General features: G+C 72.8%; 12 protein-coding genes and 1 pseudogene. 8 read left to right on the top strand and 5 right to left on the bottom strand.

The window, feature by feature from the left end; all coding sequences use genetic code 11:
- Positions 1–28 precede the first annotated feature (28 nt).
- Positions 29–3196, bottom strand: coding sequence for a cytochrome P450 (locus CG723_RS11720; protein ID WP_100593213.1), 3168 nt, complete (start codon positions 3194–3196; stop codon positions 29–31).
- 216 nt (positions 3197–3412) lie between these two features.
- Between CG723_RS11720 and CG723_RS11715 the strand changes: the two genes are divergently transcribed.
- Positions 3413–4060, top strand: a complete 648-nt coding sequence (locus CG723_RS11715) for a LuxR C-terminal-related transcriptional regulator (RefSeq protein ID WP_100593823.1) — start codon at positions 3413–3415, stop codon at positions 4058–4060.
- Between the two features lie 22 nt (positions 4061–4082).
- Here the strand turns inward: CG723_RS11715 and CG723_RS11710 are convergent, their stop codons facing one another.
- Complete coding sequence (locus CG723_RS11710; RefSeq protein ID WP_100593212.1) at positions 4083–4625, bottom strand: SRPBCC family protein; 543 nt, start codon at positions 4623–4625, stop codon at positions 4083–4085.
- A gap of 5 nt (positions 4626–4630) precedes the next feature.
- Positions 4631–4969 carry an ArsR/SmtB family transcription factor gene (locus CG723_RS11705; RefSeq protein ID WP_100593211.1) on the bottom strand — a complete coding sequence of 113 codons (339 nt, stop codon included), beginning with the start codon at positions 4967–4969 and terminating at the stop codon, positions 4631–4633.
- A gap of 159 nt (positions 4970–5128) precedes the next feature.
- On the opposite strand from CG723_RS11705, the gene CG723_RS11700 reads away from it, so the two are divergent.
- Together CG723_RS11700 and CG723_RS11695 are read left to right on the top strand one after the other, a co-directional pair.
- Positions 5129–6310: a dihydrofolate reductase family protein gene (locus tag CG723_RS11700; protein WP_100593210.1), complete on the top strand. Its 1182-nt coding sequence runs from the start codon at positions 5129–5131 to the stop codon at positions 6308–6310.
- Positions 6311–6388: 78 nt separating this feature from the next.
- A complete protein-coding gene (locus CG723_RS11695; protein ID WP_100593209.1) occupies positions 6389–6826 on the top strand; it encodes an SPW repeat protein in 438 nt (145 codons plus the stop codon).
- Here the strand turns inward: CG723_RS11695 and CG723_RS11690 are convergent.
- A complete protein-coding gene (locus CG723_RS11690; RefSeq protein WP_159032430.1) occupies positions 6765–7802 on the bottom strand; it encodes a DMT family transporter in 1038 nt (345 codons plus the stop codon). The genes CG723_RS11695 and CG723_RS11690 overlap by 62 nt on opposite strands.
- Positions 7803–7913: 111 nt before the next feature.
- On the opposite strand from CG723_RS11690, the gene CG723_RS11685 reads away from it, so the two are divergent.
- The 3 genes and pseudogenes from CG723_RS11685 to CG723_RS11675 all read left to right on the top strand — a co-directional run bounded on the left by CG723_RS11685 (position 7914) and on the right by CG723_RS11675 (position 11676).
- Positions 7914–8384 carry a protein-tyrosine phosphatase family protein gene (locus CG723_RS11685; RefSeq protein ID WP_442802540.1) on the top strand — a complete coding sequence of 157 codons (471 nt, stop codon included), beginning with the start codon at positions 7914–7916 and terminating at the stop codon, positions 8382–8384.
- A gap of 188 nt (positions 8385–8572) precedes the next feature.
- Positions 8573–10502: pseudogene (gene otr(A), locus CG723_RS11680) on the top strand (tetracycline resistance ribosomal protection protein Otr(A)).
- A 124-nt stretch (positions 10503–10626) separates the two neighbouring features.
- Entirely contained in the window at positions 10627–11676 is a 1050-nt protein-coding gene (locus CG723_RS11675; RefSeq protein ID WP_100593822.1) for a PHP domain-containing protein, read from the top strand.
- Positions 11677–11722: 46 nt separating this feature from the next.
- Here CG723_RS11675 and CG723_RS11670 read toward each other — a convergent pair whose 3' ends face one another.
- Positions 11723–12538, bottom strand: coding sequence for a putative protein N(5)-glutamine methyltransferase (locus tag CG723_RS11670; RefSeq protein ID WP_100593206.1), 816 nt, complete (start codon positions 12536–12538; stop codon positions 11723–11725).
- A 424-nt stretch (positions 12539–12962) separates the two neighbouring features.
- Between CG723_RS11670 and CG723_RS11665 the strand changes: the two genes are divergently transcribed.
- Positions 12963–13787 carry a slipin family protein gene (locus tag CG723_RS11665; protein ID WP_100593205.1) on the top strand — a complete coding sequence of 275 codons (825 nt, stop codon included), beginning with the start codon at positions 12963–12965 and terminating at the stop codon, positions 13785–13787.
- 29 nt (positions 13788–13816) lie between these two features.
- Positions 13817–14242, top strand: coding sequence for a nuclear transport factor 2 family protein (locus CG723_RS11660; protein ID WP_100593204.1), 426 nt, complete (start codon positions 13817–13819; stop codon positions 14240–14242).
- Position 14243: the final 1 nt, after the last annotated feature.

Genomic DNA, 14243 nt, shown 5'->3' with positions numbered 1-14243 from the left:
CCGGGGCGGAGCCATGTGCGCGGAGTCCTCAGCCCGCGTAGACGTCCTCCACGTAGCGTCCGTCCACGACCAGACCGGCGAGCCAGCGCTCGGCCGCGTCGTCGTCGGCTCCCGGCGTGCGGTCCCGGAACAGGGCGCGGAACGCGTCGCGCACGCCGGGCGCCATCCGGGCCCCGTCACCGCAGACATAGACGCGCGCCCCGGCCCCGAGCAGCGCCCACAGTTCGTCTGCCTCGGCGGCCACCCGGTGCTGGACGAAGGCGTGGCCCGCCTCGGGCGCCTCGCTGAAGACGGGGCGCAGGGAGACGGCGCCAGCGGCCTCGGCGGCGCGCAGTTCGTCGGCGTGCAGGAAGTCACCCTGGGGGTGGTCGCACCCGAAGTAGCACAGGGCGGGCGCGAGCGGGGTGCCTGCGGCCAGCAGCGCGCCGCGGTCGGCGACGGCGCCACGGAACGGGGCGAGACCCGTCCCCGCGGCGATCATGACGACCGGGGTCTCCGAGTCGTTCGGGACGCGGAAGACCTCGCGGCACGGCTGGACGCGCGCGAGCACCGTGTCACCGGGCCGCAGCCCGGCCAGGTACGCCGATCCGGTACCGCGGAACCGGCCGCGGCCCGAGCGGGCCGGGGCGTCGAGGACGGACACCATGAGGTCGGCGTGCGTGGGGCTCCGCTCGGCGCTCGACGAGATCGAGTAGTGCCGGGGCTTCAGCGGCGGGAGCAGGTCGAGGAGTTGCGGCCAGGTCAGCGCGCCGCGCAGGGCGGGGTGGTCCTCCACGAGTTCGACGAGCGTGCGCGGGTCGTCGGCGAGGGCCGCCAGCGCCGCCTTCTCGGGAGGGCAGGGGTTCGCCTCGGCGAGCAGCGCCACCTGGGCCGGGGTGGGAGCGTGCCCCAACTCGACGTGGGAGGTGAGGAGTTGACGGACGGTCAGCGGGCGGTCGAGCGCGAGCCCGTCGCGGCGCGGGCGCCGGGCCCTGATGTCGAGGACCGTGTCCAGGCCGACACCGAAGGCGGCGGCCGTCCGCTCGACGAGCGCGGGATCCTGGGCGGGCAGCACCGTGAGATGGTCACCCGTGCGGTACGTGACGCCCTCGGGCAGCGCGAGACGCACGAAGCGCTTGGTGCGCGGGTGGTCGGGCGCGGTGAGGGAGCTTGCCTCCGTGACGGTGAACGGGACGAGCCCGTGCCGGGCTGCCGCGGCGTCGAGCGGCCCACCGCCGATCTCCCGGATCTCGTACGCGTCCTCGGGCTCCGCGGCGTCGGCCGGAGCCGCGTCGGGGTCCCCGTACTGCGTGAGGAGCGCGGCGCGCAGCCCGGTCGTGAACGTGCGGACGGTGGCGTTGAGGTCGCCGGAGGCGTCGGCCGCGGCGCGCTCGCACAGGCGGGTGCCGCCGAGCGCGTCGAGCCGTTCGTCGATGCGGGTCGGTACGTGCTGGTAGGTGGCGGCCCAGTTGCGGTCGCCCACGCCGAGGACCGCGTAGGTGACGTCGTTCGCGGCGCCGTCCTGCGCACCGTCGAGCCAGGTGGCGAACTCGGCCGCGTCGTCGGTGGGCCGGCCGTTGTAGGAGGCCGCGACCACGACGACGGGGCGGTCGGTGGGCAGCGCTCCCGCGTGGGTGTCGAGCGGTGCGACGGCCGTGTCGCAGCCCAGCGCGGCGACGTCGTCGGCGAGCTGCTCGGCGAGGCCGCGGCAGGTCCCGTAATTGCTGCCGTGCAGGAACAGGACCCCGGTGCCGGGCCGCACCCGGGCTGGCAGCGTGTCCGGCGCGGCGGTCCGCTCCTCCACGGGCGCGTGGCCTGGCAGGGCCGGGTGGTTCCGGTCGGCGGAGGTGCGCGGGACGAGCGTGAGGGTGAAGCCCTCGGGCTTGAGCGTCAGCGTCTCCTTGACCGTGAGCTCGTAGTCGGCGTGATCGACGAGCCGGTAGCGGTGCACCAGGAGAGCGAGCAGCATCGTCGCCTCGTGGAGCGCGAACTGCCGTCCGATACAAGCGCGTTCACCGGTTCCGAACGGCTTGAAGGCGTGCGGTGAGCGCGCGGCCTCCGCCTCGGGCGTGAACCGGGAGGGGTCGAACAGCTCCGGGTTGTCGCCCCACACGGGCTGCCGGTGCAGCATCGGCGCGAGGACAGTGACCGCCTGCCCGGCGCGCAGCGGGATGCGTCCGCCGAGGAGCGTGTCCTCGCGCGCGTGCCGGCTGAACGCGGCAGCGGTAGGCCACAGCCGCAGCGCCTCGTTCAGTACCTGCCGCGTGTACGTGAGCCGGCCGACCTCGTCGAAGGTGGGCTCGGGGTCGGCCGCGTCCCCGAACAGGGCGTCGGCCTCACGGCGCACGAGGTCGAGCACGGCCGGGTGCTTGGCCAGGTAGTACAGCGCGAAGGACATCGCGCCGGAGGTGGTCTCGTGGCCCGCGATGAGGAAGGTGATGACCTGGTTGCGGATGTTCGCCGTGTCGAGCGCGCTGCCGTCGGGGTGGCGGGCGGTGAGCATCAGACCGAGCAGGTCGTCGCCTTCGGGCGCGTCGGTGCGCGCCGCGATGACGTCGTCGACCACCTGCGCCAGATAGTCCGCGTCGGCCTTGAACGCGGCGTCGGCGGCCGAGTGGTCGGCTCCGGGCGTGCGGGCGAGCCGCTTCATCGACCATTCGAGGCAGCGGACCATGGCCTCCACGAAGGGGTGCGGCTCGGAGCCCTCGAAGGACCCGAAGTCGTAGCCGAAGCCCGCGAGTCCGATGGTGTCGAGGGTCATCCGTGTCATGTCGCCCGGCACGTCCACGGGGCTGCCCGAGCGCGCGGCGCGGTCCCAGGACTCGATGAGGCGGCGGGACACCTGGTACATCACGGGGTGGTAGGTCCGCATGGAGCCCAGGGCGAACGCGGGCATGAGGATGTCGTGGGCGCGGGCCCAGTTCGGTTCGTCGTTGTACGCGGTGAAGAGGCCGTCCGCCGTGAAGTTGCGGACGTTCTCCAGGGCCGGGCCGACGTGCTTGGCGAACCGGGTCTCGTCGGCGAGTTCGGTGACGAGGTCGAGGTCGCTGACGAAGAGGGCGTCGCGGCCGTGCAGCCTGCGCACGAGTGCGGGGCCGTGGCGGCGCGTCAGCTCCATGGCCTGCTGGAGCGGCGCGGGTCCCGGACCCGTGGCGGAGATGTCGATGAGCGGAAGGCCGTCGGTGGGGGCCGGCGGGAGCAGCGCGGAGTCGGGCATGGGGGCGGCAACTGCCTTTCGCGGTACGGAGTTCGGTGCCTGTCCAGCTTGGTCCCGCGGCCCCACCGGGCCGGGCCTCCGCACTGCATGATTGTGTAGTGGCCTGCGGCGATCCGTGCTTGCGCTCGTGGGGCGGACGTGCCATGGGTCCGGACGCGGCACGGCGCCGGACCGGACATGGGTCCGGACGGTGACGGTCACGGCACCGGACGTGACATGGGAAAGGGGTACGCGATGGACGGCGTGCTGTGGCGCAATCGCGCGATGCTGCTCTTCGACCGGATCCCGATGCCCGTCGCGGTGTGCGAACCCCGCGGGACGATCATGCTGGCGAACGCGGCGATGGCCGCGGAGTGCGACACCACTCCCGGCCGCCTGAAGGGCCGGGACATCCTGCACCTGTTCCGCCCGCGGGACGAGTCGCAGCTCCACCGGATCGCCGAGGCGCTGCGACTGCGGCGGCGCTCCCGCTACCAGGTCTCGGTCACCTGGGAGACGCCGGACGGGGCGCTGCGGGAGGGCGAGCTGACGGTGGATCCGGTCAGCGACACCGTCGAGCGGACGCCGGATCTGCTCGTCATGCTGCGGGTCGTCGGCGAACGCCCGGCCGCGTTGCCCGACCGGCCGCGGGCGACGGCCGGCGCGGCCGAGTCACGCATCCTGGCGCTGCTCGCCGCCGGCGCGACCACGGCACAGGCGGCCCGCGAAACGGGCCTGACCACGGACGGCGTCAACTACCACCTGCGGCGCCTGACCCGCCGGTGGGGCGCGACGAACCGTACGGAACTGGTCGCGCGCGCCTACGCGTCGGGCGTGCTGATGCCAGGGGTGTGGCCACCGCGGGCCGCGGCACCGGACGGCTGACAGCTCTCCGTAAGGGACAGGGTTACGCCTCGTCCATGCCCGGGACCGGCGCCCCCGAAGGCAGTCCGGCCTCGACGTAGGCGTCGTAGTGGATCTTCCACGGGGCGAGCGTCCCCGCGTGCGGGCCGTCGAAGCTCTCGCCGCGGTCGGCCGCGTCCAGGGCGGTGAGGCAGACCTCCCAGCCCGCGGCGTTGCGGGCCGCGGTGTCGGCGGCCTCCAGGACATTGGTCAGCGTGAAGCGGGTGCGGCCGGCGTCGAGCGCCTCCAGGTCGAAGCGGAGTTCGTCGCCGCCCCAGCTGAAGGAGAGGTGGCGCGGGGCGTCCACGGCGAGGACGCGGCCGGTCGACTCCGGCATGTTCGGGTCGCCGTGGAAACGGATCACGCCGCCTGCGCGCAGCTCGATCTCGACCTGGGAAGGGAACCAATGTGCGAGCTCGGCGGGATCGGTGACGTATCGCCAGACCCGCTCGATCGCGTGGTCGTACGTGCGGGTGAAGCGGATGGCGGGGCGGCCGTCGTCGAACGGGGCGTAGCTGCCGGTGGGGCCGGGGTGCGGGGTGGTCATGGCCTTCAGTCCTTCGCTGGTTCGTCGTCCTCGGGGGCGTGGGCGTCGAGACGGCGCCCGAGTGCGTCGAGGCGGTCGTTCCACAGGCGCCGGTAGGGCTCGAGCCAGGCGTCGAGCTCGGCGACCGGTCCCGGCCGGAGCCGGTAGACGCGTCGCTGGGCTTCCTGCTCGACGTCGACCAGGCCCGCCTCGCGCAGTACCCGCAGGTGCTTCGAGGTGCTCGGCTGGCTCAGGCCGCACGCCTCGACGATCTCACCGACGGGCCGCGGACGCTCGAGCAGCAGCGCGACGATGGCGCGGCGGTGCGGGTCGGCGAGCGCGGTCCAGACGGCGGGTGCGGGCATGACCTCAATATGCCTCATCGGTTATATGCTGGTCAAGGAATGTAAGACGCTGCCACGGTCGATGCGGCCGCGATGACGACCGTCTCGGCCGCGGGAGGTCCCGGATAGTGTTCGAAGGTTGAAGCAGCACAGCTCTCGCCACCCGGACCCGGAGCCGCCATGTCCCAGCCGTCCCGCCCGTCCCGTCCGTACGTCCTGCTGTCCGCCGCCGCCTCGCTCGACGGCTGCCTGGACGACGCGGGGCCCGAGCGCCTGCTCCTGTCGAGCGCCGAGGACTTCGACCGGGTCGACGCAGTGCGCGCGTCGTGCGACGCGATCCTCGTGGGGGCGGGCACTCTGCGGGCCGACCGGCCGCGGCTCCTGGTCAGGTCGGCGCAGCGGCGTGCCGACCGGGTGGCCGCCGGGATGCCCGCGTATCCGCTGAAGGTGGCGGTGACCGCGTCGGGCGAACTGGACGCGGGAGACCCGTTCTGGACGACGGGCGGCGACAAGGTCGTGTACACCACCGACGCCGGGGCGCTCCTGGCGCGGGAGCGGCTCGGCGCGCTCGCCGAGGTGATCGCCCTCGGAGAGACCGTCGACTGGGCGAGACTGCTCGACGACCTGGCCTCGGCGCACGGTGTGCGGCGCCTGATGGTGGAGGGGGGCGCCCGGATCCACACCCAGCTGCTCCAGAGCGGTCTGGCCGACGAGGTGCAGCTGGCGGTGGCCCCGCTCGTCGTGGGCGAACCGGACGCCCCCCGGCTCTTCGGCCCCGGCCCGTACCCCGGCGGCAGCCGGCACCGGATGCGGCTCCTGGAGACCCGCCCGGTCGGCGACGTGGTCCTGATGCGCTACGCGCCCTGCGCGCCCGGCACCGATGACTCCCCCACCGCTGCCGACCGGCACTGGCTCGCCCTCGCCTGCGCCCTCGCCGCCGACTGCCCGCCCTCGGAAACGGCGTTCAGCGTCGGCGCGGTGATCGTCGCGAGTGACGGCACGGAGCTGGCGCGCGGGCACTCACGCGAGGGGGGTGACCCGGTCGTGCACGCCGAGGAGGCGGCGCTCGCCAAGATCGACCCGGCGGACCCCCGGCTGGGGACCGCCACTGTCTACAGCAGCCTCGAGCCGTGCGCCCGGCGCGCGTCGCGGCCCAAGACCTGCGCCCGGCTCATCCTCGACGCGGGCGCGCGACGCGTGGTGACGGCCTGGCGCGAGCCCGACACCTTCGTGGCGGACGCCGACGGCATCGGAATCCTGGAGGGCGCGGGCGTGACCGTAGCGGAGATCCCGGACCTCGCCGCGGCGGCGATTCGTCCCAATAGGCACCTTATTCTCGCCCCGAGTACACATAAGGAATGAATAAGCGCAGAATGAAGAGTGCGTGGCAGCCCGCCGCGCTACGCGGTCAGACTTCGAAACCCTAAGGAGTCGATTCTCATGGCCGACGTTCACCACAGGCCTGACCTCTCAAGTCACCCTGATGTCTCGGAAATGCGGGACCGGTACGCGCGCGTACTCGGTGGCCGCGATGTGGCGCTCATGGACGCACCGGTCTTCCTGATCGGTCTCTACTGCGCCATCTCTCCCTGGGTGGTCCACTACAGTGCCAACCAGCCCCAGCTCGCGACCCATAACCTGATCATGGGCATCGCGATCGGAGTCCTGGCCGTCGGGTTCGCCGTCACCCCGACCCGGATGTACGGCCTCAGCTGGGCCATGTGCGCCATGGGCGCCTGGATGATCATCGCGCCGTGGGTCGTGGGCTCCAGCCCCGACCTGGGAGTCATCCTCAACAACGTGATCATCGGTGGTCTCATCCTCGTGCTCGGGATCTTGTGCGCGAGCTTGTCGATGAAGAGCAGCCGGGCAACGTAGCAGGCAACGCCGCCCCACAAGAGTCGGCAGATCCAACGGAATCGGGAGTCACTGACGGCCCGGGAGCGCTCACACCGCTCCCGGGCCGTCGCCGCTCCAGGGTGACGAGGGCGATGCCCGCGCAGGCGGCGGCGAGCAGCGCGGCCTCGGTGGCTCCCGGAGCGGACGCCGTGCCCAGGACCCAGTCACCGATCCGCACCGTGAACGGCACCGCGAGCTGGACGGCGGCGGTGAACACGGGCCCCTTGAGCAGGATCAGCCGGTGCTGCACCAGATAGGCGGGGGCGTACACGGCACCCCCGAGGAGCGCGATCCCCGCCCACTGCGCCGGCGACGGCGGATGCGCGAGGAGCCCCGGCAGGGTGAGGGGCAGCAGCATCATGGTGGCGGCTGCGAGGAGCACCGGCAGTACGGCAAGGGGCGGCAGACCGGCGAGGGTACGCCGGTAGAGGAACCCGTACCCCGCGAACCCGAGCATCCCGGCGAGCGCCAGGAGCAGGCCCGGTGCGTCGAGGGTGCCCTGGCCGCCGAGTGCCGCGTATGCGCCGGCCGCCGCTGTCGCGAGGAGGGCGCCGGCCACGGAGCGTCCGCTCGCGCGCTCGCCGAACCAGAGCGCGCCGATGGCCACTCCCGCACACGGCATGAGGGCGACGACGAGATTCGTGAGGGAGGTACCTACGCGCGGGATGGCGAGGAGGGTGCCCGCGGCGTATTCGGCGAAGCCGAGCAGGGCCAACAGGCAGACCAGCCAGGGGCGTTGGATGACTCGGCGCATCCGCACGCGCCCCGAGGATCGGGCGGCGGCGAAGGCGGTGAGGACGACGCAGCACACCGCGGTGCGCCCTGTGGCGACCGTCAGGGGACCGGCGGCCTCGACGAGGGCGCCCGACAGGAGCCAGGTCCCGGCGAGCAGCACGACGAGTACGGTCGCGAGCAGCGGCACGAGTGCGCGACGTCCTGTGAGCGTCAACTCCACGTACTGCCTCCGTGGTTCGGGATTCGGGGATTCTCGTAGATACTCTCGCTTCCGCTGAGCCGTGGTCACCCGTCCGTCGAACGAACTGTTCACACAGGGAATGGAACGCAGATGAGCGAATCCGATTCCGGGCCCCCGTCCGAGTCGGGCGCCGGGGTCCCGTGGGAGGCAGGCGCCCCCGGCGTCCTCCTCCTGCCGTCCGGACGGATGGTTCGCGGGCGCGGTCTGCGCCGCCCGCTCCCGCCGGGCCCGTCGCCCTCGTACGCGGTACATCTCCTCGGCCGTCGGCCGCCCGGCGTCCCGTGGGAGTCGCGGTGGCTGCGGTGGCCCGACTTCTGGCTGCCGAGCAGCCGCGATGAGGCCCGGAAGGTGTTCGCGGACGCGTGGGAGCGGGCCGCCGGGGAGCGGGTCGAGTTCGCGTGCGGCGGTGGCCGCGGGCGGACCGGGACGGCACTGGCCTGCCTGGCAGTCCTGGACGGCGTACCGGCCGAGCGCGCAGTGGAGTTCGTGCGCCGGAACTACGACGCGCAAGCTGTGGAGACGCCCTGGCAGAGGCGGTACGTGCGGCACTTCGCCGGCTGACCCCACCCGCGAGAGCCGGCGGGGCACGGCGAGCGCCGGGCAACGGAAAATGAGTTGCGCGGGCCTGCCGGTAGCCCCGCATCATGGTCGGGCCACGCCCCCGACAGCCCTGGAGCACGGAATGCGTCATTCCTTCGAAGCAGTTCAGCGCCCTGACCGGACGAACTCTTTCGAGGACTCGACCTTCCATGCCTTCCCAGCCCACGCGGCACACCCTGAACATCGGCATTCTCGCCCACGTCGACGCCGGTAAGACCAGCCTCACCGAGCGCCTCCTCTTCGACACCGGCGCGATCACCCGCCTCGGCAGCGTCGACGCGGGCGACACCCGCACCGACACCGGCGAGATCGAGCGGCAGCGCGGCATCACGATCCGCTCGGCCGTCGCCGCGTTCACCGTCGGCGACGTCCAGATCAACCTGATCGACACCCCTGGGCACTCCGACTTCATCGCCGAGGTCGAACGCGCCCTCGAAGTCCTCGACGGCGCAGTGCTCCTGCTGTCCGCTGTGGAGGGCGTCCAGGCCCAGACGCGGGTCCTCCTCAAGACCCTGCGCCGACTGCGGCTGCCCACCCTCGTCTTCGTCAACAAGATCGACCGGGCGGGCGCGCGGGACGACGCGCTGCTCGACGAGGTCAGCCGCCGTCTGACCCCGCACGTCGTCCCGCTCACGAAGGTCCACGACGCGGGCGGCCGGCAGGCCCGGACGGTCCCGCGAAGCCTCGACGACCCGGCTGTACGGGCCACTGTCGCGGAAGCGCTCGCCGAGGTCGACGACTCGGTGCTCGCAGGTCTGGTCGACGGCCCCGAACCGACCGCCGCCGAACTGCGCCGGGTCCTCGCGGCACGCACCGCGGACGGCTCCGTGCACCCCGTCCTGTTCGGCTCGGCCCTCGGCGGCCAGGGCGTCGCCCAACTCATCGAGGAAATCCCACGGTTGATCCCTTCCCGTCCCGCCGCACGGACCCCCGGCGCCGCACCGCGCCGCACCGCGCGGCACCGTCTTCGCCGTCCGACGCGGCCCGGTCGGCGAGCGGTTGGCCTATCTCCGCCTGTACGAGGGCGAGGTGGCAGAGCGTCAACGTGTGACGTTTCTCCGGGATGCGTCCGACGGCTCTGTCACCGAGGTACCCGGACGCGCCACCGGCCTCGACGTGGTGGGGCGAACGACCCACACGCTCACGGCCGGGAACATCGGTGAACTGCGGGGCGTGCCGGACGTCCGGGTCGGCGACCGGCTCGGCCCACGCGACGGCCTCGACCAGGCGCCCGGCTTCGCACCGCCCACACTGGAGACCCTCGTACGCGCCGTGCGGCCCGGCCGCTCGGCGGCGCTTCGCACCGCGCTCCTCGACATCGCGGGGCAGGATCCGCTCATCCACGCGGAGGCCGCGCCCGACGGGAGCACGGCCCTGCTGCTCTACGGCGAGGTGCAGAAGGAGGTCCTGGCCGCGACCCTCGTCCAGGACTACGGCATCGAGGCCGTCTTCGAGCCGAGCCGCATCCGCTGCCTCGAGCGCCCCGCAGGCACCGTCGAGGCGTACGAGGACATCACGAACAACCGCGAGACGGGATTCTGCGCGACCGTCGGGCTGCGCGTGGAGCCGGGACCCCGGGGTTCCGGACGGGTCTTCGCGTACGAGACGGAGCTGGGCGCGCTGCCCCGCGCCTTCCACCAGGCCATCGAGGACACGGTCCACACGACGCTGGGCGAGGGGCCTCGCGGTTGGTCCGTGACGGACTGCCGGGTCACGCTCGTCCGCTCCGGGTTCTGGTCACCGATCACTGTCGCCGGGGACTTCCGGGGGCTGACGCGGCTCGTACTGCGGCGCGCGCTGGAGCGGGCCGGGACGACGGTGCACGAGCCTGTGCACGCGTTCGAGGCGGAGATCCCGCTGGACGCGCTCGCCGCCGTGACGGCCCGGCTCTCCACAGCGGAGGCCGAGTTCGGCAACACGACGGGCGGCACCACGTCCTGGGTGGTCACGGGCACGCTCCCGGCCCGCAAGGTGCGGGAGGCCGAGCTCGCTCTGCCGGGTCTGACGCGCGGGGAGGGCGTGTGGTGGTCCCGAGTGTCCGGCGACCGGCTCGTCCGTACACCGGAGCATGCGGCGTAGGCAACAGCACTCCCCTCCGTGTCTGGCCTCACCGGCCTCGCGTGTCGCGGCGCACGCGGGGCTGAGCGACGCTGGAGGGAAGCGGTACGCGACGCGGGAGCGGGAGGTGGCGAAGGGCATGGCCATGGAACCCGTCGAGGCGCTGGAGCGGGTCGCCTTTCTCCTGGAGCGCACGCTCGCGCCCCCGTATCGCGCCGGGGCCTTCCGTACCGCCGCCCAGGTGCTCGGCGCGCTGCCCGAGGGGGAGGTGGCCGAGCGCGCCGCGGCCGGGACGCTCGAATCGCTGAAGGGTGTCGGGCCCAAGACGGCGCAGGTGGTGCGGGAGGCGCTGGCAGGCGAGGTGCCGGCCTATCTGGAGGGCCTGGAGAGCGAGGGCGCGGCGGCGCCGCTCGCCGAGGGCGGTGAACGGCTGCGCTCATTGCTGCGCGGCGACTGCCATCTGCACTCCGACTGGTCCGACGGCGGCAGCCCCATCGAGGAGATGGGCCGTGCGGCGATCGCCCTCGGTCACGAGTGGGCGGCGCTGACCGACCACTCTCCGCGCCTGACGGTGGCACGCGGCCTGTCCCCGGAGCGGCTACGTGAACAGCTGGCCGTAGTAGCGGAGTTGAACAAGCGCTGGGCGCCCTTCCGGCTGCTCACCGGCATCGAGTGCGACATCCTCGCCGACGGATCCCTCGACCAGGAACCCGAACTCCTCGACCGGCTCGACCTGGTCGTCGTGTCGGTCCACTCCAAGCTGCGCATGGACGCGCCCGCGATGACGCGGCGGATGGTGGCCGCCGTGACGAACCCGCTCGCCGATGTGCTCGGACACTGCACGGGACGGCTCGTGACGGGACGAAACAAGGTCGGACGGGGCCGCCCCGAGTCGCAGTTCGACGCGGAAGCCGTGTTCGCGGCGTGCGCGGAGTCCGGCACCGCGGTCGAGATCAACAGCCGCCCCGAGCGCCTCGACCCGCCGCGCCGGCTCCTGCGCGAGGCCGTGGCGGCGGGCACGCTGTTCTCCGTCGACACGGACGCGCACGCACCGGGCCAGCTCGACTGGCAGCACCTCGGCTGCGCCCGCGCCGAGGAGTGCGAGGTACCGGCCGACCGCGTGGTGAACACCTGGCCGGCCGACGAACTCCTCACCTGGACACGCACGCGCCGGGCCCCGAGCCGGGCGGGGTAGGTGCGGGACGCAGAGTGCCACGTCCCCACACCCTCGCGCACGGTCGCTACCCCTCCCGCGCCGCGCCCCGCTTCGTGCCGATGACCACGGTGGCGTACAGGTCGTCGTCCGTCACGACCCGGGCCGACAGACCGCTGCGGATGACCGCCGCGACGGCCTCGGCGGCCTGCTGTTCGCTGGTCTCCACGAAGAGGTGCCCACCCGGGGCGAGCCATTGAGGCGCCCCTGCCGCGACGCGGCGCATGATGTCGAGCCCATCGGCGCCTCCGTCGAGCGCCATGCGCCGCTCGTGGTCGCGGGCCTCGGGCGGGAGCAGGGCGACCTCGCCGGTGGGAACGTACGGGCCGTTGGCGGCCAGGACGTCGACGCGGCCCCTGAGCCCTGGGGGCAGGGGCGCGTACAGGTCGCCCTCGTGGACCTCGCCGCCGAACGGCGACACGTTCCGGTGGGCGCAGCGCACGGCCGCCGGGTCCAGATCGGCGGCGTGGAGTTCGGCGGGGTCGGCGTGGGTGGCGAGTGCCGCGGCCACCGCCCCGCTGCCGCAGCACAGATCGAGGACGACAGCCCCGGCGGGCGCGAGGGCGGCCGCCTGGCGGGCGAGGAACTCGGTGCGGCGCCGCGGGACGAAGACACCGGGTTCGAGCGTGATACGCAGACCGCAGAACTCCGCCCAGCCGACGACATGTTCGAGGGGCAGGCCCTCCACGCGGCGCTCGACCATCGCGGCGAGTTCGTCCGGCGTACGAGCCGTCGAGAGGAGGATGTCCGCCTCTTCCTCGGCGAAGACACAGCCCGCTGCGCGCAGCCTGGCGACGGCGGCGGGGTGGTCGTGGTGTGACGGGGGTGACGGGTGAACCGACATGTATGAAGCGTGACCTTTCGGGATGCCGATGGGGCTCCCGATGACCTGCGGCCACCTACGTACGGCGGGCCGCGCGGGTCTGCGAAGGGAGCACCCGACCTGACACAGCGGTAATGGGGCTCACCTCCTCGGCCGAAGCGCTGCTGGGAGCGGTAACACTACCCCAGCCGTCGCCGTGGCCCGGCCGGGAGTTGGGCCCGGGCGCGAGTGGCCCTCCGGCCGCCGGAAGGGCCCGTTCGGCGCGCATCGGAGGGCCGGACGCGGTCACTCCGCGTGAGCGATCGGCACTCCTCGCCCATTTGAAGATTTCGGGCATATCGTTGATTGAGCGCACCAACCCGCTCACGCACACCGTCGCCGGCTTACGCACCACGAGCCGGCCTCCGCACATCGAGCTGGACGACTCAAAAGACAGGGGGTCGCCATGCTGGCGGAACTGCTCACGGCCGTGGCCGCGGCCGCCTCGTTCGGCGCTGTCTACGCCGCCGCGGCGGCCCGTGTGGTCAAGCAGTACGAGCGAGGCGTGGTCTTCCGCCTGGGCCGGCTGCACGGCGCGGTCCGTGGGCCGGGCTTCACCACCGTCGTCCCCGGTATCGACCGGCTGCACAAGGTCAACATGCAGATAGTGACAATGCCGGTGCCCGCCCAGGACGGCATCACCCGCGACAACGTCACCGTCCGGGTCGACGCCGTCATCTACTTCAAGGTCGTCGACGCCGCCAACGCGATCGTGCAGGTCGAGGACTACCGGTTCGCCGTCTCGCAGATGGCCCAGACCTCGCTGCGCTCCATCATCGGCAAGAGCGACCTCGACGACCTGCTCTCCAATCGCGAAAAGCTCAACCAGGGCCTTGAGCTGATGATCGACAGCCCCGCCATCGGCTGGGGCGTCCAGATCGACCGCGTCGAGATCAAGGACGTGTCGCTGCCCGAAACGATGAAGCGGTCCATGGCGCGGCAGGCCGAGGCCGACCGTGAGCGGCGCGCCCGCGTCATCAACGCCGACGCCGAACTCCAGGCCTCCAAGAAGCTCGCCGAGGCCGCAGCCCAGATGTCCGAACAGCCCGCGGCGCTCCAACTCCGGCTCCTGCAGACCGTGGTGGCCGTCGCCGCCGAGAAGAACTCGACCCTCGTACTGCCCTTCCCGGTGGAACTCCTGCGCTTCCTCGAACGGGCACAGCAGGCCGGTCCCCCACCGCCCGCCGTCGAGGAGGGCGAACACAAGAAGCCGGCGAGCCCCGAGGAATGACGGCGCCACGGGGGCGCGTTCGCACCGGCATGGACACAGCTGACGCGGCACGGCGGTTCGTCGAGACCTGGGAGCGGGGCTGGACGCGGCACGACGTCCCGGCGCTCCTCGCCCTCTACGCGGAGGACTGCGTGCACCGCTCGATGCCGTTCAGGGCGCCGCACCGGGGCCGCGCGGCGCTCGCCGACTATCTGCGCTGGTCGTTCGAGGACGAGCGCCCGCTCGACGTGCGGTTCGGGCCTCCGCTGGTCGGGCCCGACGGACTGGCCGTGGCCGAGTTCCGGGTGGTGGCCGAAGAGGGCGGCGAGGTCTCGACGCTGGCGGGCTGCGTGTTCGTACGGTTCCGCGGTGACGGGCTCGCAGTCGAGACGCGGGACTACTGGCACCAGACCAGTGGTCGGCAGGAGCCCGAAGGTGCGCTGTTCCTCGGAGCCGACGGCGGCAGGACGCCTTGAG

The sequence above is a fragment of the Streptomyces sp. CB01635 genome, from assembly GCF_002803065.1.
Taxonomy (GTDB): domain Bacteria; phylum Actinomycetota; class Actinomycetes; order Streptomycetales; family Streptomycetaceae; genus Streptomyces.
Note: the sequence above shows the minus strand (reverse complement) of the source record. Positions and strands in the feature narration are given on the sequence as shown.

Coding starts and splice junctions, on each gene's coding strand:
- CG723_RS11670 (WP_100593206.1), bottom strand. CDS start 12,538: ATGTCGGTTCACCCGTCACCCCCGTCACACCACGACCACCCCGCCGCC.
- CG723_RS11660 (WP_100593204.1), top strand. CDS start 13,817: ATGGACACAGCTGACGCGGCACGGCGGTTCGTCGAGACCTGGGAGCGG.
- CG723_RS11720 (WP_100593213.1), bottom strand. CDS start 3,196: ATGCCCGACTCCGCGCTGCTCCCGCCGGCCCCCACCGACGGCCTTCCG.
- CG723_RS11695 (WP_100593209.1), top strand. CDS start 6,389: ATGGCCGACGTTCACCACAGGCCTGACCTCTCAAGTCACCCTGATGTC.
- CG723_RS11715 (WP_100593823.1), top strand. CDS start 3,413: ATGGGAAAGGGGTACGCGATGGACGGCGTGCTGTGGCGCAATCGCGCG.
- CG723_RS11710 (WP_100593212.1), bottom strand. CDS start 4,625: ATGACCACCCCGCACCCCGGCCCCACCGGCAGCTACGCCCCGTTCGAC.
- CG723_RS11685 (WP_442802540.1), top strand. CDS start 7,914: ATGAGCGAATCCGATTCCGGGCCCCCGTCCGAGTCGGGCGCCGGGGTC.
- CG723_RS11665 (WP_100593205.1), top strand. CDS start 12,963: ATGCTGGCGGAACTGCTCACGGCCGTGGCCGCGGCCGCCTCGTTCGGC.
- CG723_RS11700 (WP_100593210.1), top strand. CDS start 5,129: ATGTCCCAGCCGTCCCGCCCGTCCCGTCCGTACGTCCTGCTGTCCGCC.
- CG723_RS11705 (WP_100593211.1), bottom strand. CDS start 4,969: ATGCCCGCACCCGCCGTCTGGACCGCGCTCGCCGACCCGCACCGCCGC.
- CG723_RS11675 (WP_100593822.1), top strand. CDS start 10,627: ATGGAACCCGTCGAGGCGCTGGAGCGGGTCGCCTTTCTCCTGGAGCGC.